The organism is Paenibacillus konkukensis, from assembly GCF_023523925.1.
GTDB lineage: Bacteria > Bacillota > Bacilli > Paenibacillales > NBRC-103111 > Paenibacillus_S > Paenibacillus_S doosanensis.
This window is the reverse complement of sequence record NZ_CP027059.1, coordinates 776,010-797,122: the sequence shown is the minus strand read 5'-3', so window position 1 is coordinate 797,122 and position 21,113 is coordinate 776,010. Positions and strand designations below refer to the sequence as shown.

Annotated in this window: 20 protein-coding genes; 14 read left to right on the top strand and 6 right to left on the bottom strand. The window is 54.8% G+C overall.

The genetic code is table 11. The features are described from left to right. Positions 1–44 precede the first annotated feature (44 nt). Complete coding sequence (locus SK3146_RS03400) at positions 45–1,859, top strand: stalk domain-containing protein (protein ID WP_249863751.1); 1,815 nt, start codon at positions 45–47, stop codon at positions 1,857–1,859. 80 nt (positions 1,860–1,939) lie between these two features. Continuing rightward, positions 1,940–2,668 carry a phosphonate ABC transporter ATP-binding protein gene (locus SK3146_RS03395; RefSeq protein ID WP_249863750.1) on the top strand — a complete coding sequence of 243 codons (729 nt, stop codon included), beginning with the start codon at positions 1,940–1,942 and terminating at the stop codon, positions 2,666–2,668. A 55-nt stretch (positions 2,669–2,723) separates the two neighbouring features. Here the strand turns inward: SK3146_RS03395 and SK3146_RS03390 are convergent, their stop codons facing one another. The 3 genes from SK3146_RS03390 to SK3146_RS03380 form a co-directional block, all read right to left on the bottom strand. Next, the gene (locus tag SK3146_RS03390) at positions 2,724–3,719 is read right to left on the bottom strand and encodes a YpdA family putative bacillithiol disulfide reductase (RefSeq protein ID WP_249863749.1); all 996 of its coding nucleotides are present in this window, start codon (positions 3,717–3,719) and stop codon (positions 2,724–2,726) included. An 85-nt stretch (positions 3,720–3,804) separates the two neighbouring features. Then, the gene (locus SK3146_RS03385; protein ID WP_249863748.1) at positions 3,805–4,392 is read right to left on the bottom strand and encodes a class I SAM-dependent methyltransferase; all 588 of its coding nucleotides are present in this window, start codon (positions 4,390–4,392) and stop codon (positions 3,805–3,807) included. A 79-nt stretch (positions 4,393–4,471) separates the two neighbouring features. Continuing rightward, positions 4,472–5,701: an NAD(P)/FAD-dependent oxidoreductase gene (locus SK3146_RS03380; RefSeq protein WP_249863747.1), complete on the bottom strand. Its 1,230-nt coding sequence runs from the start codon at positions 5,699–5,701 to the stop codon at positions 4,472–4,474. 195 nt (positions 5,702–5,896) lie between these two features. Here SK3146_RS03380 and fucU point away from each other — a divergent pair, with 195 nt between their 5' ends. Together fucU and SK3146_RS03370 are read left to right on the top strand one after the other, a co-directional pair. Further along, positions 5,897–6,331 (top strand): L-fucose mutarotase, encoded by a 435-nt coding sequence (gene fucU / locus SK3146_RS03375; protein WP_249863746.1) that lies wholly within the window; start codon positions 5,897–5,899, stop codon positions 6,329–6,331. A 90-nt stretch (positions 6,332–6,421) separates the two neighbouring features. Continuing rightward, positions 6,422–7,231, top strand: a complete 810-nt coding sequence (locus SK3146_RS03370; RefSeq protein ID WP_249863745.1) for a hypothetical protein — start codon at positions 6,422–6,424, stop codon at positions 7,229–7,231. A 100-nt stretch (positions 7,232–7,331) separates the two neighbouring features. On the opposite strand, the gene tkt is transcribed toward SK3146_RS03370, so the two are convergent. Further along, entirely contained in the window at positions 7,332–9,350 is a 2,019-nt protein-coding gene (tkt, locus tag SK3146_RS03365; RefSeq protein ID WP_249863744.1) for a transketolase, read from the bottom strand. 91 nt (positions 9,351–9,441) lie between these two features. Between tkt and SK3146_RS03360 the strand changes: the two genes are divergently transcribed. The 7 genes from SK3146_RS03360 to SK3146_RS03330 all read left to right on the top strand — a co-directional run bounded on the left by SK3146_RS03360 (position 9,442) and on the right by SK3146_RS03330 (position 16,328). Next, entirely contained in the window at positions 9,442–9,600 is a 159-nt protein-coding gene (locus SK3146_RS03360) for a hypothetical protein (protein ID WP_249863743.1), read from the top strand. 32 nt (positions 9,601–9,632) lie between these two features. Continuing rightward, on the top strand, positions 9,633–10,166 hold the full coding sequence (locus tag SK3146_RS03355; RefSeq protein WP_249863742.1) for an NfeD family membrane protein: 534 nt from the start codon (positions 9,633–9,635) through the stop codon (positions 10,164–10,166). A 13-nt stretch (positions 10,167–10,179) separates the two neighbouring features. Then, entirely contained in the window at positions 10,180–11,703 is a 1,524-nt protein-coding gene (locus SK3146_RS03350) for a flotillin lipid rafts scaffold protein FloT (RefSeq protein WP_375295498.1), read from the top strand. A gap of 161 nt (positions 11,704–11,864) precedes the next feature. Continuing rightward, complete coding sequence (locus SK3146_RS03345) at positions 11,865–12,422, top strand: NUDIX hydrolase (RefSeq protein WP_249863740.1); 558 nt, start codon at positions 11,865–11,867, stop codon at positions 12,420–12,422. Between the two features lie 140 nt (positions 12,423–12,562). Continuing rightward, positions 12,563–13,570 carry a 2-oxoacid:acceptor oxidoreductase family protein gene (locus SK3146_RS03340; protein ID WP_249863739.1) on the top strand — a complete coding sequence of 336 codons (1,008 nt, stop codon included), beginning with the start codon at positions 12,563–12,565 and terminating at the stop codon, positions 13,568–13,570. 49 nt (positions 13,571–13,619) lie between these two features. After that, positions 13,620–15,926: a thiamine pyrophosphate-dependent enzyme gene (locus tag SK3146_RS03335; protein ID WP_249863738.1), complete on the top strand. Its 2,307-nt coding sequence runs from the start codon at positions 13,620–13,622 to the stop codon at positions 15,924–15,926. 105 nt (positions 15,927–16,031) lie between these two features. Beyond that, positions 16,032–16,328: a hypothetical protein gene (locus SK3146_RS03330; RefSeq protein ID WP_249863737.1), complete on the top strand. Its 297-nt coding sequence runs from the start codon at positions 16,032–16,034 to the stop codon at positions 16,326–16,328. Here SK3146_RS03330 and udk read toward each other — a convergent pair. Further along, on the bottom strand, positions 16,270–16,911 hold the full coding sequence (gene udk / locus SK3146_RS03325) for a uridine kinase (protein WP_249863736.1): 642 nt from the start codon (positions 16,909–16,911) through the stop codon (positions 16,270–16,272). The genes SK3146_RS03330 and udk overlap by 59 nt on opposite strands. Positions 16,912–17,078: 167 nt before the next feature. Between udk and SK3146_RS03320 the strand changes: the two genes are divergently transcribed. Continuing rightward, on the top strand, positions 17,079–17,894 hold the full coding sequence (locus SK3146_RS03320) for an SDR family oxidoreductase (protein WP_249863735.1): 816 nt from the start codon (positions 17,079–17,081) through the stop codon (positions 17,892–17,894). Between the two features lie 165 nt (positions 17,895–18,059). Continuing rightward, positions 18,060–18,452, top strand: a complete 393-nt coding sequence (locus tag SK3146_RS03315) for a hypothetical protein (RefSeq protein ID WP_249863734.1) — start codon at positions 18,060–18,062, stop codon at positions 18,450–18,452. A gap of 31 nt (positions 18,453–18,483) precedes the next feature. On the opposite strand, the gene SK3146_RS03310 is transcribed toward SK3146_RS03315, so the two are convergent. After that, positions 18,484–19,527, bottom strand: coding sequence for a metallophosphoesterase family protein (locus SK3146_RS03310; RefSeq protein ID WP_249863733.1), 1,044 nt, complete (start codon positions 19,525–19,527; stop codon positions 18,484–18,486). A gap of 287 nt (positions 19,528–19,814) precedes the next feature. Between SK3146_RS03310 and SK3146_RS03305 the strand changes: the two genes are divergently transcribed. Further along, positions 19,815–21,050 carry an S-layer homology domain-containing protein gene (locus tag SK3146_RS03305; protein ID WP_249863732.1) on the top strand — a complete coding sequence of 412 codons (1,236 nt, stop codon included), beginning with the start codon at positions 19,815–19,817 and terminating at the stop codon, positions 21,048–21,050. Positions 21,051–21,113: the final 63 nt, after the last annotated feature.

Sequence of the window (21,113 nt, the reverse complement as noted above, 5' to 3'; positions counted from 1 at the left end):
AATTTATCATATATTTTTATAAATAAAGGAGTTTCTAATCAACGATGGTTTTCGCAAAACGAATGGGTGCGCTGCTGACGGCGTTGTCGTTGTCATTATCGGTCCTGCCCGCCGCTTGGGCGGCTCCGGCAGATACCGCGCCGCAGTCTGCGCCGCAGGCCGCACAAGAGACGAAAGTACCCGAAACGATATCTGCGCTGCTATATTACGATGGGCAGGAAGCTTATGTCAACGGGCAAAAGACGAGTCTGGAAGCGCCGCTTCTGGAAGTGAAGGAACAAGCTTATCTCCCTGCCGTTGCGCTGCCGGCTTTATTCGGCTCGCAGATAAAATGGGTCGATTCGACCGGAGCCGTGCAGATCACGACGCCTAGCGCGTTCGCCGAATTCGGCTTGTCCGCGAAGCGGCTCCGCATCAACGGGCAGGCTGCCGACTTTGATCAAGCGGCCAGGCTGGTGAACGACCGTTTATATCTTTCGCTGGATTGGCTGAAATCTTATATCGGCTTCAAATATACGGTGAACAAAGAGCTTCGGAGGGTGGAGCTCGTCTATGTCAAAATGCCGGATAACGGGGGCTTTCACAACGATACGATGCCCAACGCGAAGCCCGTCGCGCGTTTCTCCGTAAATAAGGAAAAGTACAGGCTCGGCGAGCCGATTACGTATACCGATTTGAGTTACGATCCGGACGGCGACGCCATTACCGGAGTGCAGTGGACCGGCAAAGCGGAGGCGATCTTCGAGCCCGGCTTGTTTAAAGTTTCGCTGCAGGTGACCGACAGCAAGGGGACGGTTAGCGACACCTTCTCGCGCAACGTCGAGATCGTGGACGAGCCGTACCTGGACCCGTTCGAATACAAGGTGTACCATGAACCGGTCGGCACGTTCGTGAAGGATGAGGAAGCGACGCTGCGCAAATATTTGCGCGACATCCCCTCTTTGCCCAATACGGTGAAGATGTCTTCCGACCGGCAGCTGATCGTCAGCGACAGCCCGGAGACATTCGAGCATAAAGGGTTTCTGTACCAGGAGCGGGTGAACGGCAAAGCGAGGCTGTATGCGGATCATGTGAACGGGATGAACGAAAAAGTCCAATTTGCCATCGTCGTGCGCAATCCGAATCCGGATAAACCGGTAACGATAAAAACAACGAGAGCCGGCGAGGTATATCCTTCCATCTATGCCAATTTGATCGGCAACGAGGCGTCGCTCGAATTTTTGCAGGATGACGGCAGCGATCCGCAGACGATGGTCGTCGGCCCTTATCAGACGGTATTTTATAAAAAAATGCCGGATTTTTTCCCGGGGCAAGGAATGAATGTCATCTATGACGTCGAAACCGACGGAGAAGTGTATTTCTCCTTCGTGGCGATGGATGCAGGGGCGGGCATCGACTCGATCGGCACGTATTCGCAGCTGGAATATACGGGCAATGTTAGGGGAACGTTCAGCTCCTCCGACGTTATGTGGGATGTGGACGCCAAGTCGTTTACCAAGCCGTCCAGCTTGACGATCGGCGACGGAACGACGGACCCGTTTGTCACCGGTATCGATTTCTTCCGCAAGCAGGACTCCCTTAACCTCGGCAACTACGGGGTCGTCTATAACATTCATATTGCGCAGCCGCGAAAAATGGCCGTGCTGCTCCTTCCGCGCGGCGGCGTGTTCAGGGGCCCGTTCGAAGTGAACGGCCGGATCGTGCAAGCTCCGCCGTCCGGTATCATGATGGATTATCAGGGATATACGATACTGGCCAAAACCGACGGAACGGAACCGGCGCTAGACATCGAGTTTACGCCTGCCGCAGGGTCGGCTTTTCCGGTGGATGTGATATTCTACCCGCTGGACGATAAATAAATCCGTTTGTCGCCGGGCGGTCTTAGGTTATAATAAAGGCAGTTATCGGACTTAAGGTGGGAAAAAGGAGAAGCGATCGGATGATTATTGTACGCAATTTATCGAAATCATTTCCGCCGGATCATCAAATCCTGTCAAGGATCAGCTTTCAGGCAGACGAGGGCGAACTTATCGCTTTGGTCGGCGCCAGCGGGAGCGGGAAGACGACGTTTTTTCGCTGCCTTGCCTTGAAGGAGAAGTGGGACGAAGGCCAATATATATACGACGGCAAAGACATCTCCGGAGTCCGCGGCCTGGAGCAGTGGAAGCTCCGCAAAGATTGGGCTTACCTGGAAGAGAAGCCCAATCTGAATCCGCGCAAATCGGCGCTCAAGAACGTGCTTAGCGGTTTGTTCCTCCACAAGGCATGGTGGCGGATTTTATCCGGGACGACGTCCAATGACGATCATATGACGGCGATGGACTATTTGGACAAGGTAGGGCTTCTCGATAAAGCGCACGAGCCTGTAGAAAAGCTGAGCGGCGGGGAGAAGCAGCGCGTCGCCATTGCCAAGGCGCTGATCCGCGGAGCCAAGGTCATCTATGCCGACGAGCCGGTGTCCGGACTCGATCCGGAGGCAGCGAGCAAGGTGCTTGACGATTTGAAGGACATCTGCCGCAAAGACAAGGTGATCGTTTTTTGCAGTCTCCATCAGGTCGAGCTGGCCGAGAAATACGGATCGCGGATCTGGGGGCTGTCCGGGGGCAAGCTGGTCGTGGACATCGCGGGCAGAAGATTGACGCATAGGGAAAAGGAACTTATTTTTTAAGCTAAAGATAAAGGAAAGGCAGATCCTCCGCATGGGGAATCTGCCTTTCCTTTATTTACACATTGCTTTCTGCGCTTGCCCGGGAAGCGGCGATATGCCGGGCGATCAGACCGCCGTGCAGACGGCCGGTTTCGATGAATACTTCGTTGGCGTTGTTTCCCGATGCCGCAACGCCTGCTATGTATAATCCGGGAACGGTCGTCTCCATCGTCTCCGGGTCGTATAACGGCGCCCGGCGTTCGTCATCGAGCTGCGCTCCGGCTTCGGTCAGCATGGTGCGGTCAGGCCGAAAGCCCGTCAGAGCGAGCACGAAATCGTTATCGAGCTGCTGTTCCTCACCGTTCCGGACAACCGTAATCGTGCGCTCCTCGATGCGGATCACCTGCGAGCGGAACAGCATGCGAATCCGCCCTTTGCTGACCATGCTCTCGAAGATCGGAAGCACCCACGGTTTAATGTTCGGCGAGTAAGCGTCGCCGCGATAGACGACCGTAACATCCGCTCCGACGCGCAGAAGATCCATAGCGGCGTCGATCGCCGAGTTATTGCCTCCGATGACGGCTACCTTCGTACAGCTGTACGGATGAGCTTCCCTGTAATAATGGGTCACCTTGGCCGATTGTTCTCCGGGGATGCCAAGCATGTTCGGATGATCGAAGTAGCCTGTGGCTACGATAACATACCGGGCGCGGGCCGTCGACTCTTGTCCGAACCGGTCGGTCAGGGCGAGCTCGAAGCCGCCGTCCGGCTGCTTGCGGACAGACGTAACCGTATGGTAAGACTGCACGCGGATATTGCTGCGCAGTGCTGCATTCCGGTAATAATTCAACGCCTCAAGCCGAGAAGGCTTTTCATTGGGAGTCGTAAAAGGGATACCGCCGATTTCCAACAGCTCCGGCGTGCTGAAAAATTGCATGTAGGTCGGATACAAACTGATGGAATGGGCGATACAGCTCTTTTCGATAATTAACGGGTCCAGACCAAGCTTTTGCAGCTCGAGCGCTGCCGATAATCCGCAAGGGCCTGCCCCGACGATAATGATTTCCTCCACTGGGAACACCTCGCTTGTCGATTACTATGTCGCGGAGCCGATATGCTCCTTATGATTTTATAGTAACCGATTAAGAGGAAGGATGCTACCGGTCCGCGTCTTTTTTCCTGCATACGTAGACGAATGCGGGAGGAACATTCCTCATGACGAAGCGGATCGATTCGATCTCGAAATCGCGGCTGAGCTGTTTTTTCATCTGCAGCGAGTACTGGAAGGCAATGAAATAGCCTCCGGGCTTCAGACAGCGGTGCACCTGCTCGATAAGCGAATCGCGGAAAGTTTGCGGGAAATTGGCAAAAGGCAGTCCGCTGACGATACAGTCCAGATGCTCCAGTCCTTCTTGGCGGACGGCGAAGCCGAGGCTCTGCGCATCGGCGTAAGTGCTCGAATCGGGATATTGTTCGGCCAACTGCTTGCGCAAATAAGAGTCCTTCTCGAACAGCAGCGCGGCCGTGCCGGGCTTCATCTTCTGATGAATCGCCTTAGTTATGACTCCGGTGCCGCAGCCTAGTTCGGCGATGCTGTCAATATGCTGCCAAGGCACCGGTTCAATCATCTTGCCGGTCAAATACCGGGAGCTAGGGGTTACGCTGCCGATAGTTCTAGGAGTACGAATAAATTTATAGAAGAATTTTACTTTTTCCAAAGCCGCTGACGGCAGGTTGGCATTCATTCCTATCTCCTCCTTCATCGGATAGTTCTATCATATCCTAAACCTGGTAGACAAACATGAATCGTACATGAAAATATCCTTAAAGATGGCCGGGGTCCCTTCTCGGCCGGTCGAAGCGGAACAGATGCATGTCGGGATGGGAGCCGTTCGTAATTAAGGAGCTGATGATCTGGGCGGCAATGGTGCAGTACACCGTACCGTTGCCTCCATAGCCGAGCGCAAAGTAACAATGGGGAAACTCCTCCTGCGGGCCGATCAACGGGAGACCGTCGTGGGTCGAACAGAAGGCGGCCGACCAGAAGTATTCGGCTCTTAACCCCTCCAGCGCCGGGAACAGCTTGACCGCTTCGGCCAGCAAGGCGTCCCGCTTGCCCGGCAGCCGCGAATCCCGTTGCTCCGCGCTGCGGGCAGCATCGTCCAACCCTCCGACAACGATGCGGTTATCCATTGTCGTCCGAATATACAAAAAAGGTCTTGCGGTCTCCCAGATCAGACACTGCTCATGCCAGCCGGGGAAAGCTCGAAGTCTCTGGGTGGCGATAGCGTAGGTGCTCTCCGCGACGGCGTTATGATTTTTTTTAAGCTTCTGCGCCTCGTACCCGGTAGCGATAACGGCGTGTCTGGCGGTGATGGTGCGGCCGTTTTTGGTTCTGAAGATCACGCGGTCCCGTTCGGCCACATGGCTGGCGACTTCGGTATGCTCATATACGCGAAGCCCTTGCCGGTGCAGGGAGCGGATCAAATATACGACGAAACGATACGGGTTAAAGTCCGCATCCCCTTCGCTGAAAATAGCGCCGGGCTTGGCGAAGGAGAAATGACGGGCGATCGTTTCCGGTTCCCAATACTGAACAGGGTAACCGTAGGCCTTCAGCAGCTCGTATTCTTTTTTTAGCGCGTCGACGTCTTTGTCCTCCGTTGCTACGTACAAGCTGCTTCGTTTACGGAATTCCGGGTTTGCGTCCAGCTCCGAGCTGATCCGGCCAAGCTCGCCGACAGCCTGGCGGCAGAGCCGGTAAAATCTCGCTCCGTCCTTCTCTCCGAAAGTATGGATGCATGAAGTTAACGATTTATCGTTGGCGTATTGAAGCATGCCGGTATTAGCCGAGGAGCTGCCGCTGCAGACCGTCCGCTTGTCGACAAGCACGGCGCGGACATCGCTTTTGTTCAAATAATAGCTGCAGAGAGCTCCGGCGACTCCGCCGCCGATGATCAGCACATCGCAGGCGATATCCTCTTCCAGCGCAGGGTAGCGGGGAGAAGGGGAAAGCGTGTCCGGCCATAGAAGCTTGCCAGTAGAAAAATCCATAAATGGACTCCTTTATCGTTGGATTTTTATAGGCTTTCACGATAGACGCATTTTATGCACCGCGCCATCTATGCGAATTGCGCTGCTTGGCCTGCCGCGGAAGCCGTCCCGGACCGCAATTCGGTTGACAATCTCTTCCTGGCGCGTATAGGATAAAATTAAATGTTTCTACGATGTGAAAGGAAGAGGAGAGAGATGTTAAAAGGGATTCCTTCGGCGCTTGCGCCCGAACTGCTGAAAATATTAATGGAAATGGGCCACGGTGACGAGCTTGTGCTCGCCGACGGCAATTTTCCCGCCGCCAGTCATGCACAGCGGCTGATCCGCTGCGACGGGCTCGCAATTCCGCAGCTGCTGGACGCGATCTTGGCTTTATTCCCGCTGGACAGCTATGCGGAGCGGTCGGTCGCGCTGATGGCCGTCGTGCCGGGGGACCCTATCGTTCCCGTCATATGGGACGAGTACAGGGCGATTATTGCCAAGCATGAACCGCAGGCCGCCGAGCTTGAACAAGTAGAGAGATTTGCTTTCTACGAGCGCGCCAAGAAAGCGTATGCGATTGTGGCGACAGGAGAGACGGCGCAGTATGCGAACCTGATTTTGAAAAAAGGCGTTGTTCTCGGAGCCTAATCTAGCATATGTCCGCTGTCGATTTCATAGAATGGAATAGAGCTATGATTCTATGAAAACCGATGAGGAAAAGCGGGAGGAGCGTCGACAATGAAAGCGGGCGGGTGGAAACTTGTTTTCGGCTGGCCGGGCAAATCGCAGCTGCCGCTGCTGCTGGCCTCGTTTGTATTGGGAAATCTGATTGCCGTGATGTTTTCCGCGGTGCAGCCGTCTTCGGCGTACTTGCCTTTCAAACATTATGCTTATCAGGAGGCGAAGGCTTCCAACGGAGTCAAGCTGTACTCGCTGCGGACGGCTCCCGATAATATCGCGTTGAAACCGATCGCTTCCAATGTGGCGCTCACGGAGGACTACGGAATTAACGGCGGTTTTTTCTGGAACGGAGATTTGCTCAGCATTGCCGTCGTGAACGATCAGCCGCTTAAGGGGCAGCAGGACGATTACGGCTCAGGCTGGTACAATATCGACGTTCCGAAAGGGACTCTCGTCTGGGATGAAATCACCCGGCGGTTTTCCGTTCAAGTCGCCATCGATGCGCATCAGCTGCATGTAACGGATAAGGGCCGTTATTGGGCGCAAGGCGGAGTCAGCATGTCGCTGCAGGACGACGGACATTGGGCGGAGAGGGCGCTTGCCGAGGATATGCCTGCCTTTGACGAGGCGCGTCTGCGCTCGGGTGCGGTCTACGACGACAAGCAGAATTTATATTTGGTCGTAACGGACAAGCCGTGTACCGTCGAGCAATTTCGGGCAGCCGTATTGGAGAAGGTGAGCCGGGGCCATTTGGTGGACGGGATTTTCCTCGACGGGGACGGCTCCAGTCAGATGAACAGCGCGCAGAAGGTTCTGAAGGGCGATTCCCGGGAAGTGTACCAGATGCTCGCATTGAAGCGAAAGTAACCGGAACTATGAGAATCAATCGGCGCAATAAGAAAAAGCCGAAGGCTCCTTGTCTTAAGGGAGTCCTTCGGCTTTATTGTTTATGCGGCTGCCGTACGGTTTACGACAAGAGCGCTTTGACTTGCGCCGCAACCCGCTCGGCCGTGAAGCCGTATTCTTGGATGACGCGCGCGGCAGGAGCGGAAGCGCCGAAACGGTCGATGCCGATGACGGCGCCTTTCGGGCCGACGAATTGATGCCAGCCTTGGGCCGAGCCCATTTCCAGCGAAACTCTCGCTTCCACGTCGGGCAGCAGCACCGAATCGCGGTAAGACTGCGGCTGCCGCAGGAACAGCTCCCAGCTCGGCATGCTGATGACGCGAACCGCGATGCCTTGTTCCGCCAGCTGCGATTGCGCGGCCAGAGCGAGCTGAACCTCGGAGCCGGTGGCGATGATTTGCGCCTGCGGTTTGCCCACGTCCGCATCGGACAGCACATAGGCGCCGCGGCTTAAGCCTTCCCGGCCCATATCGGCGGTGCCGGCCAGAACAGGCAGCGCCTGGCGGGTCAAAATCAGCGCGCAAGGGCCGGACGTATTCTCCAGAGCATGGCGCCACGCATGGCTGGTTTCGTTCGGGTCGGCCGGACGGAGAACGGTAATTCCCGGGATGGAGCGAAGGGCCGCCAGCTGTTCGATCGGTTCATGCGTCGGTCCGTCCTCGCCTACGGCGATGCTGTCGTGCGTAAACACATAGATGGCCGGCAGCTTCATGATCGAAGCAAGACGGATCGCCGGACGCAAGTAGTCGGAGAACACGAAGAACGTTGCGACGAAGCCGCGCACCCCTTGATGCAGCAGCATGCCGTTCAGCGCCGCTCCCATGGCGAATTCGCGCACGCCGAAGAAGATGTTGCGCCCGCTGTAATCGTCGCGCGTCATTCTTCCCGAGATTTTGATGTTAGTCTTCGTGGAGGTCTCCAGGTCGGCCGAGCCCCCGAGCAAAAACGGAACGCCGGCCGCAAGTCCGTTCAATGCATTTTCGGAAGCCGAGCGGGTAGCCAGCGGCTTATCTTCCACCGCGTAAAGCGGAAGCTGCGCATCCCAGCCTTCGGGCAGCTGGCCTAAGGCAGCCTGCTCGAACTGGCGTGCCAGCTCGGGATGAGCTTCGCGGTACTGCTCGAACAGCGCGTTCCAGTCCGCTTCGTGAGCTTCGCCCTGCGCCTTGAAGCCGGCGAAATGCTCCTTCACGTCTTCTGGGATATAGAAGGCGGGTTCGCTCGGCCAACCGTAAAATTCCTTAGTCAGCTTGGTCTCGTCCTTGCCGAGCGGGGCTCCGTGCGATCCGTGCTCGCCGGCTTTGCCGCTCTTGTTCGGGCTCCCGTAGCCGATAACGGTTTTGACCTCGATCAGCGACGGACGCGGATCGGCCTGCGCAGCGGCGATCGCCCGGCTGATCGCTTCAAGATCGTTGCCGTCCTCGATCAGCTGCACGTGCCAGCGGTAGCCTTCGAACCTCTGCTGCACATTTTCCGAGAACGAAATGCTCAAATCGCCGTCGAGCGAAATATCGTTGGAGTCGTAAAGCAGAATCAGTCGTCCGAGCTGGAGATGGCCCGCCAAGGAAGCGGCTTCCCCGCTGATGCCTTCCATCATGTCGCCGTCGCCGCAAATCGCATAGGTGAAGTGGTCGACGACGTTAAAGCCTTCGCGGTTGTAAGTCGCCGCCATATGCGCTTCGGCCATCGCCATGCCGACCGCCATGCCCACGCCTTGACCGAGAGGACCGGTCGTCGCGTCGACGCCCGCAGTATGCCCGTACTCCGGATGTCCGGGAGTTAGGCTTCCCCACTGGCGGAAGTTTTGCAGCTCCTCAAGCGGCAGATCGTATCCGAACAAATGCAGCAGACTGTACAGCAGCATCGAGCCGTGTCCGGCCGACAGCACGAAGCGGTCGCGGTTGATCCACTTGGGATTGCTCGGGTTATGTTTCATATAACGGGTCCACAGCTCGTAAGCCATAGGCGCGGAGCCCATAGGCATGCCGGGATGGCCCGAATTCGCTTTGTCGATTGCGTCGATCGCCAGCGTGCGAATCGTATTGACCGCTTTTTGCTGAATGGTCGTATTGAGTAGCGTCATGAAAAAAATTCCTCCTTAAAATCAAGTATAAGCAGCGAACGCATACAGCTGTTTTTGCTTGCTTATGATTATAAAGGGAGTAGGGGTATTTATGAAATCGATATTACATATAACAGCTATAGATGAGGGTAATGGCATTGACAGGCGCGGCTTCGTCGCCATCCTTCCGGGCGAGGAGGATTCGACCTTGCAAAAACAGGAAAAAGGAAATGATTTGAAACTTTTCCTACCTTTCTTGCGTATTACTTAGTGTAGCTAATTTATCGAGACGGGAGGACGGCCATGCTGCAGCTGTATTGGGGATTTCTGATCACCGGAGTACTGTTCGCCTTGGTCACGGTTATTTTCGGCGATTTGCTCGGCAATGTGCTGGACGGATTGTTCGATTTCATGTCGGGAGAGCATCTGCACGCCCTTCAGCCGACCGTGCTGTTCAGCGGACTTACCGTATGCGGAGGAGCGGGAATTTTATTGACGAAGTATACGGCCTGGGGGACGGCGGGTATTCTCGGTGCCTCTGTCGTATGCGCTGTACTGATTTCCGCACTGGTTTATTTTCTTTACGTGAAGCCGATGGAGAACAGCGAAAATTCCGTCGCGTTCTCGATTCACGACATGGTCGGCAAGCTGGGAGAAGTATCCGTGACGATTCCGGCGGTCGGCTACGGCGAGGTGATGCTCCGCGCAGGAGCGGGCATTACGAATCAGATCGCAGCCAGTTTTGAAGGCGAGGAAATCCAAACGGGCGTAAAAGTCGTTACCGTTGAGGTCAAGGACAATACGCTGCTTGTCGCCCGTTTTGATAAATCCGAATAAAGGAGAGATGCAAATGCCAGATGCTTTATTTGTCCCTGCCGTCGTCGTCGGCGTCATCATCGTACTGGGGCTCGCGTTTTGGGCGCGCTACAAGACCGTAAGCCCGGACGAGGCGATGATTGTGACCGGTTCGTTTCTCGGAGCCAAAAATGTGATGACCGACGATTCCGGACGCAAAATTAAAATTGTCCGCGGAGGCGGAGCATTTATTTTGCCGGTATTTCAGCAGTCGCAATTTTTGTCCTTACTTTCGCATAAGCTGGATGTTTCGACGCCGGAGGTTTACACCGAGCAGGGCGTTCCCGTCATGGCCGACGGGGTGGCCATTATCAAGATCGGCGGTTCCGTCGAGGATGTGGCTACGGCGGCCGAGCAGTTTATGGGCAAGCCTACGGAGGCGCTGAAGGGAGAGGCGCAGGAAGTGCTGGAAGGCCATTTGCGCGCGATTCTCGGCTCGATGACCGTCGAGGAAGTGTATCGCAACCGCGATAAATTCGCGCAGGAGGTGCAGGGCGTCGCAGCCAAAGATTTGAAGAAAATGGGGCTGCAGATCGTATCGTTCACCATCAAGGATTTGCGCGACAAGCACGGCTACCTGGATGCGCTGGGTAAGCCGCGGATCGCCGCCGTAAAGCGGGATGCGGAAATCGCCGAGGCCGAGGCGTTAAGAGACGCGCGGATTCAGAAGGCGCGCGCCGAGGAAGACGGACAGAAGGCGGAGCTCGTGCGTGATACGAACATCGCCGAAGCGTCGAAGGAAAAGGAACTGAAGATCGCGTCGTTTAAGCGCGATCAGGATACGGCCCGCGCCGAAGCGGACCAGGCGTATCACATCCACGAAGCGCGCGCAAAACAAAGCGTGGTCGAGGAGCAGATGAAGGTCGAGCTCGTCCGCAAGGAGCGCGAGATCGATCTGGAGACGAAGGAAATTCTTCGCCGCGAGAAGCAGTACGACGCGGAAGTGAAGAAGAAAGCGGATGCGGACCGTTACGCCGTCATTCAGGCGGCCGAGGCGGACAAGGCGAAGCGCCTGCTGGAAGCCGAGGCGCTGCAGTACCGCATCGAGGCGGAGGCGAAGGCGAATGCCGAGCAGAAGCGCCTCGATGGCTTGGCTGTGGCGGATGCGGAGCGGGCCAAAGGTACGGCCGAAGCGGAGGTTATCCGCCTGCGCGGTTTGGCCGAGGCGGAAGCGAAGCAGAAGCTCGCCGAGGCGTTTGAGAAGTTCGGCGAGGCCGCGGTGCTCGACATCATCGTGAAGATGCTGCCGGAACTTGCCGGCAAGGTGGCGGAGCCGATCAAAGGCATCGACAAGCTGACGGTTGTCGATACCGGCAACGGCGAGGGAGCGGCCCGCGTCAGCAATTACGTCACGTCGCTGATGGCGACGGCGCCCGAAATGCTGAAGAGCGTGAGCGGCATCGACCTGGAGAAGCTCGTCAAAGGCTTGACGCAGCGGGGAGGCGCATCCGCGCAAGCGCTGCCGAAATCGAACGAACCAGCAGCGGCGCCCGCAGCGCCCGAAACGCCAAAAGAATAATCGATCCTTAACCCGGGAGAGTCCTGCATAGCGCAGGCCTTCCGGGTTTGTTTTTTTGAAATAATGCTGGAACAATTAAATTAAACAAGCTATATTAAAACTGGTTATGGCAGTCAAGCAAGTCATCGGACAGGGATGACGTTAGAGAAGGAGGAAAATACATGACAGTCAATTTTTGCAGCTCCTGCGGCCAGCCTATGGAGACGCGAATGATCGACGGTGTCGAACGGCGCGCCTGTACAAGCTGCGATGCGGTGCATTGGGGCAATTACAGCGTCGGCGTCGGCGCGCTCGTCATCCGCGACGACAAGGTGCTTCTGGTGCGCAGAGCCCAGGAGCCGGGGAAAGGAAATTGGACCAATCCCGGCGGTTACATCGAGCAGATGGAGCCGATCGAAGAAACCGTCGTCCGCGAGGTGCTGGAGGAAACTGGAGTGCACACGAGGGTCAAGGGCATCGTGGCGCTGCGCGATCTGCCCCGTGCGGTTCATAACGTGTACATCGCCTTCGAGATGGAATATGTCGACGGTGAGCCTGCAGCGGACGGTGTGGAAGTGGACGCAGCGGGCTTTTTTACTCTGGAGGAAATGAAGTCCATGAAGGTGGCTAGTTTTACCCAGTGGCTCGTCGATGTCGCCGTGAACGGCAAGAACGAAGGGCTGCTGCCGGACAGGGAGCCTGTCGTTCCTTTGAACGGATACGGGATATTCCGCGTATGATGATATAGCGGGAATGCGGCGATATTTTCCTTTTTTGGAGAAAAAATTTTTCTCGGAAAAGGAATTTGTCGATCTATTCAGAATATAAATAGTATTTAGAATACTACTTGCTGCAGTCTAATCCCGAAAGGAGTCATGCAATGGTTACGTTACCCAAAACGAATGAACTGGGCTTTTTTGAAATCCGACTGGAGTCCATTGGCGGGCTTGGAGCCAATCTGGCCGGTAAAATGCTCGCGGAGGCGGGCGTTGTGGGCGTAGGCCTTAACGGCGTCAGTTTTTCCTCTTACGGCTCGGAGAAGAAAGGCTCTGCCGTCAAAGCGCATATTCGCTTTTGCGATATTCATACGAATATACGCGACACCTCTCCAGTGGAAAGGCCTCATGTGGTTGGCGTATTTCATGAATCATTGTCGAAGACTGTAAACGTTGTCAGCGGTATTTACGAAGATAGCCTGGTGCTGGTCAACTCGACCAAAACGCCGGAGGAACTGAAGGAGAAGCTGCGAATGATGGGCGGCACGATCGCCGTCATCGATGCGATAGGCATTTCGCTGGAGGAGAAGAACCGGGTCAATATGGCCATGCTGGGCGCTTTATTCCGGCTGTGTCCGTTCCTGAATCCGGATACGATGAAGAACGTCATCCGCAAATCGCTGGAGAAAAAATATCCTCAAGCGGTGCAGCCTGCGCTCAATACGTTTGATCGGGGTTATAACGAGGTGAAATTCCAAACGTTCGCTTTGCCCGAAGGACAGCAAATGCCGGCTTACATCCGTCAGGACACACCGGTGCTCGGGTTCGAGACGCAGCCGATGGGCGGCGTGATTACAAACCCAGGCAACAGTATTCTGAAAGATCTCAGCATATCCCGCGCCGGCATGATGCCGAATTTTGAAGATGATAAATGCATTCACTGCGCCGCCTGTGACACGGTCTGTCCGGACTTCTGCTTTGTGTGGGACGAACAGGCCGACAAAAAAGGACGCCCGCAAATGTTTCTGCAAGGCATCGATTACCAATACTGCAAAGGCTGTTTGAAGTGTGTACAGGCTTGCCCAACGGAAGCATTGACGTCGCTGCGCGAAGCCGACGGCTATGCGGAACAGCATCGCATTCCTCATCGGTTTGATCTGGCCGCGAAATAATCGCGTTAAGCCCAAATAATCAAAGCTAATCCGAAAGGTGGAATTCCAGTTGGCCATTGAGATGAATAAAGAAGTTTCTCAAGGTACGGTAGAGCAGCGCATCGTCTATGAATCGGGCAATGAAATGGCGGCTTACGCGGCTCATCAGATTAACTATCATATTATGGGCTATTTTCCGATCTCACCTTCCACGGAGGTCGCCCAGTTTCTGGATCTGATGAAAGCCAACGGCCAGCATGACATCAAGCTGATTCCCGCCGACGGCGAGCACGGCTCCGCAGGCGTATGTTACGGCGCATCGACAGCCGGCGGCCGCGTATTCAACGCGACGAGCGCCAACGGCTACTTGTATATGCTTGAGCAAATGCCGGTGCAATCCGGTACCCGTTTTCCTATGGTCATGAATCTGGTGTGCCGTTCCGTATCCGGTCCGCTGGACATTCACGGCGATCATTCCGATTTGTACTACGCGCTGAATACGGGCTGGCCGATTCTTATGTGCCGCGATCCGCAGGCGGTGTACGATATGAACATCATGGCGCTGAAGTTGGCGGAAGATCCTGAAGTGCGCCTGCCGGTGCTCGTAGCCTCTGACGGTTATTTCACTTCCCACCAAAAACGCCGCGTCCAAACGTTCGCAAAGCGCGAGGATGTTCATGCTTTCATCGGGGAAAAGCCGCCGACCGGATTCGCCGATACGCTCGACCGCGAACATCCGATTACGGTCGGTCCTTATATGAACGAGCCGGATTATATCAATAACTGCTATCAGCAATCGTTAGCGATGTATAACGCGGAGCGCGTGTACGACCGCATCCGCCAGGAATATTTGGAGCTGACCGGCCGCGATTATCCGATTCTCGACTTGTATCGGATGGAGGATGCCGAGGTAGCGGTCTTCCTGATGAACTCCGCCTCCGAGATTATTAAGGATGTCGTCGACCAATTGCGCGCCAAAGGCATTAAAGCGGGCTCCATCGCTCCGAACATGATCCGTCCGTTCCCGCAAAAGGCGATTGCCGAAGCGCTGCGGAACGTCAAAGCCGTGACGGTGGGCGACCGTGCCGATTCCTACGGCGGCCACGGCGGCAATATGGTGAACGAAATCAAGGCGGCGCTGTTCACGCACGGCAACCGCGATACGATGGTCATCAGTCGGATATACGGGTTGGGCGGCAAAGATTTCTATGCCGAAGACGGCCATAACTTGTTCCAATTCGCTATCGATGCGGCGGAGAAAGGCAGTGTCGAGGTTCCGTTCGACTATTACGGCCACACCCCGGGAGATCCCGCCAAAGCGCCGAAACGCGTGCTGAATCCGATGAAATATGAGGATTTGAAAACCGGCCTTATTACGGTGAAGCCCGATGAAGCTACCGGCAAGCTGAGCGTGCGCATTCCGCCGCTGCGGTCGCTGACGAAGAAACCGAAGCGAATCGCCCCGGGGCACGGCGCCTGTCCCGGCTGCGGGATCTTCTCCGGTCTCGAGCTCTTCTTCAAAGGGATCGAGGGAGACATCGTCGCCTTGTTCCATACCGGCTGCGCAATGGTCGTAACGACGGGCTATCCGTACTCGGCGCATAAAGCGACGTATATTCATAACCTGTTCCAGAACGGGGCTGCTACGCTCTCCGGTGTCGTCGAGATGTTCTGGGAGCGCAAGCGCAGAGGGGAGCTCGACGGGCTCGGCTTGAAGGATGATTTTACGTTCGTGATGATTACCGGGGACGGCGGCATGGATATCGGCATGGGTCCGGCTATCGGCGCTGCCCTGCGCAATCATAAGATGATCATTCTCGAATACGATAACGAAGGCTATATGAACACCGGAGCTCAACTGTCGTACTCGACGCCGATGGGGCACAGAACGTCCACGTCCAACGTAGGTTCTAAGCAAGGCGGCAAAGTGTTCCATCACAAAGATACGGCGCAAATTATGGCGGCCACGCATATTCCTTATGTGTTCACCGGCTCGGAAGCTTTCCCTCAGGACCTGGTACGCAAAGCGGCCAAGGCGCAATGGTATGCGCAAAACGAAGGCATGGTGTACGGCAAAATCCTGATCGCCTGCCCGCTCAACTGGCTGTCCGAGGATCAGGAAGGCTCCAATATCGTCGGCGCTGCGGTCGATTCCTGCTTCTTCCCGCTCTACGAAGTGGAGCATGGCGTAACGAACATTACGTACAATCCGGAAGAGAAGAACAAGAAGATTCCGCTCTCCGATTGGCTGAAAACGATGGGCAAGACGAAGCATATGACCAAACCGGAGTATGAAGAATCGTATAAAATGTTCGAAGGAGAAGTAGAACGCCGCTGGAACATGCTGAAGGCGAAGCATGAAAACCCGTATTTATAAATCGATTAATAAAACGATAGCTGCTGAAAGAGGCACCGTCTCCGGATGGAGAGGGTGCCTTTTGCCAAAAACAGCGATCCTTCATATTAGGAAAGGATGAGCCGGTTGCCCTTCGTACTTAAGCACAGCCAAACGTCGCAATTATTTACCTGCACTTTGGTCAATCATTACAAGCTAGCTTATTACGGGACTAAGTATTGGGATTATGAAGAGGATGCCGCGGCCGAGGCTCCAGAATTTCTGCGCGCTCAAGGCGCAGCCGACCCGGAGCTGTGGGAATTGCTGGAGCTGACCGACAACCAGCTGAAGCTATGCAACGTCAAGCTGAAAAATGACCCGAGGCTTACCCTTGTATGGGATGCGGAGTCTCAGAGGATGAGTGTACATATTTCTCCGTCATAATCGTGAGCAGCTGAATGCCGACTTCGTTATGCCCGCCCTCGGGTATGATGATGTCGGCATATTTTTTGGACGGCTCGATAAAGGCTTCGTGCATCGGCTTCACGGTCGTTAAATACTGATCGTATACCGATTGGATCGTGCGGCCGCGCTCCTGAATATCCCTCAGCACCCGGCGTAAAATACGGACGTCGGGATCGGTGTCGACGAATACTTTAATGTCAAGAATGTCCCGCAGATGCTCGTCCGACAGCACGTGCAGCCCCTCGATGATGACGATGGGAGTAGGCAGCAGCCGCATGGTCTTTGCGGAGCGGGCGTGGTTGGCAAAGTCGTAAGTGGGAGCATCGACGGTCTGCTGAAGTTTGAGCTGCTTTAAGTGCTCCAGCAGCAGCTCGTTATCGAAAGCAAGCGGATGGTCGTAGTTAATCGACTCCCGTTCGGAGAAATCCAAATGGCTGTGATCGCGGTAATAGTTGTCTTGAGAGATGAAGGTGACTTGAGGGCTGCCCAGCTTCTCGATGACGGAACGGGCTACGGTGGTTTTGCCTGATCCGGTGCCTCCTGCAATACCGATGATAAGCATAATAATGATAGAACCTCCTGCGGACGTTGGTTTCGAACAAGAATTTTAACTCAAGTATTGTAGCACAAATAAGCTTCAGATACGAGAGCCTCATAATTGCCCGAATTCATGGAACAATAAACGAGTCGCTGGCGTTTCATTCTAACAATCATGAATCGAGGTGCACTATGAGCGTGCAAACCGTGGAAAAGCCAAGGGCTTCATACCCGGAGCTGAAAGACAAAATAGCCGTCGTAACCGGAGCCGGCTCCGGCATCGGCCGCGCCGCGGCGCTGGCCCTGGCTGCGCAAGGGGTGAAGGTCGGCCTGCTCGATCTGAAGGACGGCCGCACGGAGCAGGTCAAACAGGAGATTATCTCCATGCAAGGAGAAGCGGTGACGGAAGATGTGGACGTATCCGATCCGAAACGGGTACAGCAAGCTATCGAGGCGATAGGCAAGCAGTGGGGCAAAATCGATATTGTCTTTGCCAACGCAGGCATTAACGGCGTATTGGCCCCGATCGAAGATATGAATCCCGACGAATGGGATCACACGCTGTCCACGAATTTGAAGGGCACCTTCCTTACCGTCAAATATGCCATCCCGTATATGAAGGGACAGGGAGGGAGCATTATCATCACCAGTTCGATCAACGGAAATAGGGTGTTTTCCAATTTCGGCATGTCCGCGTACAGCACGTCCAAAGCCGGTCAGGTCGCATTCGCGAAAATGGCGGCGCTGGAGCTGGCACGCTATCATATCCGCGTCAATGCGATTTGCCCCGGTTCCATTCAAACGCATATTAGCGAGAGCACGCATCCTACGCCCGAGCTAAACAAAATCAAAATTCCGGTCAAATACCCGGAAGGCAATCAGCCGCTTGAGCATGCGCCGGGACAGCCCGAACAGGTCGGCGATCTGATCGCATTTCTGGCGTCCGATGCATCCAGTCATATTACAGGCACGGAAATGTTCATCGACGGAGCGGAATCGCTCATATAAGAATATTGCCGTACGGAGGAATCTGGTCCCGAGCCCGGGATTGCAGATTCCTTTTTTTCGCCTGCAATGCGCGATAGCCATCCCGTCCCAAGTATGGTATGCTGTGTTAAAGCTTTACATCCGCCCGCTGTCCGCAGACTTTTGCAGAAGAAGGAGGAGTTTTTTATGAACGAAGATTTTATCCGTATCAAGTCGCTTGAAGGCGATCTCAAGCTTTCTCATAAGAAAAGAGACTTCGGCATCACCGTCTCCACCGAGGAAGTGGTTTATCAGAAGCCCCATGCCAATTATCATTTGCGATTGGAAGATATTGTGAGTATCATCCCGTTCGACACATCCGATATGAAAACCATTACATTCAATAACCGCAAACATACAGGCAGCGAACGGATGAATATGTCGGCCGGCATGCCGCATTATTTGATCGATGTGCGCAAGGCGGTCGTCCATAACCGCAGCGGTATTTTTCAGCTGGGCTCCGTCCAGTTCATTCTGCCGATCCATCGCGATCTGCTGCTGGCAATTTCCAAATACGGCGGCCTCAGCGCAGTCATCTAAGAGTCTGTCCGATGACCCGCGTAGAAGGTATCTATTCAAAATGGGCAAAAGTAACTCCGCCGGACAGACTCCTACCATTCGTTACGGCCGGAACTTGAACCGTGAACTCGGCTTCGGGAATCCAGCGCTGCTTGTGGAAGTCTCTTCCTCTGATGATCACCTTGCTTGCGTACACTTCCACATATAGTCCTTCGCTGGCTTCCGGGCCAAGCGGCTTCCCCGTTCCTCGCTCGTCCTCCGTCCATGGCTGCTCCACAGATGAAGAGTTAACCATGACGAATCCGTCTCGCACCAGCGTTCGCTGAAGCTTCAGCTCCAAGTGGGTATGTCCCGAGAACAAAATAATTTGAGGATAGGCCGCTAACAGCTTCTTCAGCTCTTCGTGCTGGATGACGGACCGGCTGTTGACGCAGCAGCCCGACGTGCCCGATACCGAATTCGGAAGCGGCTGATGAAGGAAGACGAAGACCGGCTTGCCGCTTAGGCTGAGCCGCTGGAGCTCGGTTCGCAGCCAAGCCAGCTGCTCGTCCGACAAATAAGCGTCCTCCAGATAATCCGCGTCCGATTGGCGATACCGCTCCGATCCCAGCACAATAAAATCGTATCCCCGAATGTTTTTCGTATAATACACCTTCTTCTCCCCCGTAAACTTCAGAAAGCGGCTGATGGACGCCTGCTCCGTCTCACCGTTAGGAAACCCTTCCTTGTTCCATCGGCTCGAAGGGCCGTGCCACGACTGATAAAATTCATGATTCCCGATAGAGGATAAAATCTGCGGCGGATGAGGGACTTGTCTCAGCAGCTCGCTCAGCTTGTCGTAATCCCGCTGCCTGCCGTCGGTCAGGTCGCCGTTCAACACCAGCGCATCCGCCGCCGGATTCAATGTGTGCAGATCGGCCAGCGCCCGCGCCAGCTTGGTATGAGAAGCGCGGTTCCATGCCTGGACATGAAGATCGCTTAGGACGGGAAAGGTCAGCAGAGGCTTTGTACCCTCTTCGGGCTTTGCCGCCGCTTGCGGCGCGTTAACCATCAGTATGCCGAGTCCGAGCGCCAAAATGAGTATCCGTTGTTTCATCGTAACCTCCCTTGATGTTAGCTGTCACGGCCGCCGCTTCGGCAGCCTTCTAATCGATGCGCATGATGCAGAGAAAGAGGGAGAATAGGCTTACGGAGAGGGAGACAATTAAGACTTTTATCACGGACATAAAGACTTTCGAACTAACGTTCCCCTTGCCGCAAGCGCTTTTTTTTAGGATTGAAGGTGAATACCATTTTCAGATAAATGCCTTTATTCTTATATTGGTCTGTTTCAACGGATATTAACAAAATTCGACACGGGGACGAGAAAAGGGGATTGACAGCATGAGAAAGTTACGATGGGCGGCCATGTCAATGGCATTATGGGTCGGTTTGGCAGGATCGGCGATGGCGGCGTCCGCAGAGAAGCTTGCATTGACCGATATTAAAGGGCATTGGGCGGAGCCGGCGATAACGAAGCTGGTGGACCAAGGCATTCTTGACGGGTTTCCCGACGGAACGTTCCGTCCCGATGAACCGGTAACCGCAGATCAATTCGTCAAAATGCTGCTATTGTCCTACACGCAGGTATACCCGAACGGAGAGCGGAAGTGGACGGATGAGTTCGTCAATTCGCTGAGCGCGTTGAACAAAAGCATTTTGCAGCAGGATTACCGTTCGTTCGATTTCAAGCCGAGTACGGCGGGCTACTGGGCAAAGCCTTACATCGATCTGTCCAGCGACTTGCAATTCATTAACAAAAGCACATTTCCCGATTTCAAAGCGAAGCTGAAGCGGGAGCAAGTGGCGGAAATCATTTATTACACGATCAAAGAAACGGAATATCTCGAAAACGAGCAGTACAGCTTGGCGACGGCCGGACCGATCGGAGATTTTCAGAGCGCAAAGCCCCGCGAGCAGAAGTTTATCGCCGAGGCGTTCACGAAAGGGATTATGGAAGGCTACCCGAACGGGTACTTCGGCGTAGGGCGCGATGTGACGCGGGCAGAATCGCTGGCCATCCTCGACCGCATCATTCATAAGGACAAGCGGGTGTCGGTGAATAAGGCAAACAGCGGCTTGGAGAAAATCGTTCCGACCAAGGACGGCAGCTATAAAAAGCTGATTTTTCCCGACCGGAAGATGCTGGGGGCTTATGACGTGCTGCAGGAAGCCGGCAAGCTGCGCGGCACGAACTACGATTTGGAGGAGACGACGCTGAAGCTGTATAAGGACGCCGACGCCAAAGCGAAAGACTTAAGCAAATCGTCGATACAACCTCAGCATACGGAGGAAGCCTCCTTGTGGCTGGAGCCGGAATATAAGACATACGGCGTGACGGTGCGCGTGCAGGACGGAATGCTCGCCCGCAATAAGGAAGCGATTCAAGCGTTTACCAATTATTTGTTCACGTACGATGCGATAGCTTTCGACGATCTATTCAATCAAGTGTACAACCAAGTGTCGCGAAAGCAGCCGGTCGAAACGCAAACCGTTCAGGTCGGCGATTATGCCGTTGAGGTGCATGTGGAAAACGACGGCGAGACGATCGTTTTCTCCATTATCGAGAAGAACGGATAAATGCGGAGCAAATGAAGCGTTCTATATAGAGTACCGGCAGATTACCGGCAGAGTGCCGGGAAT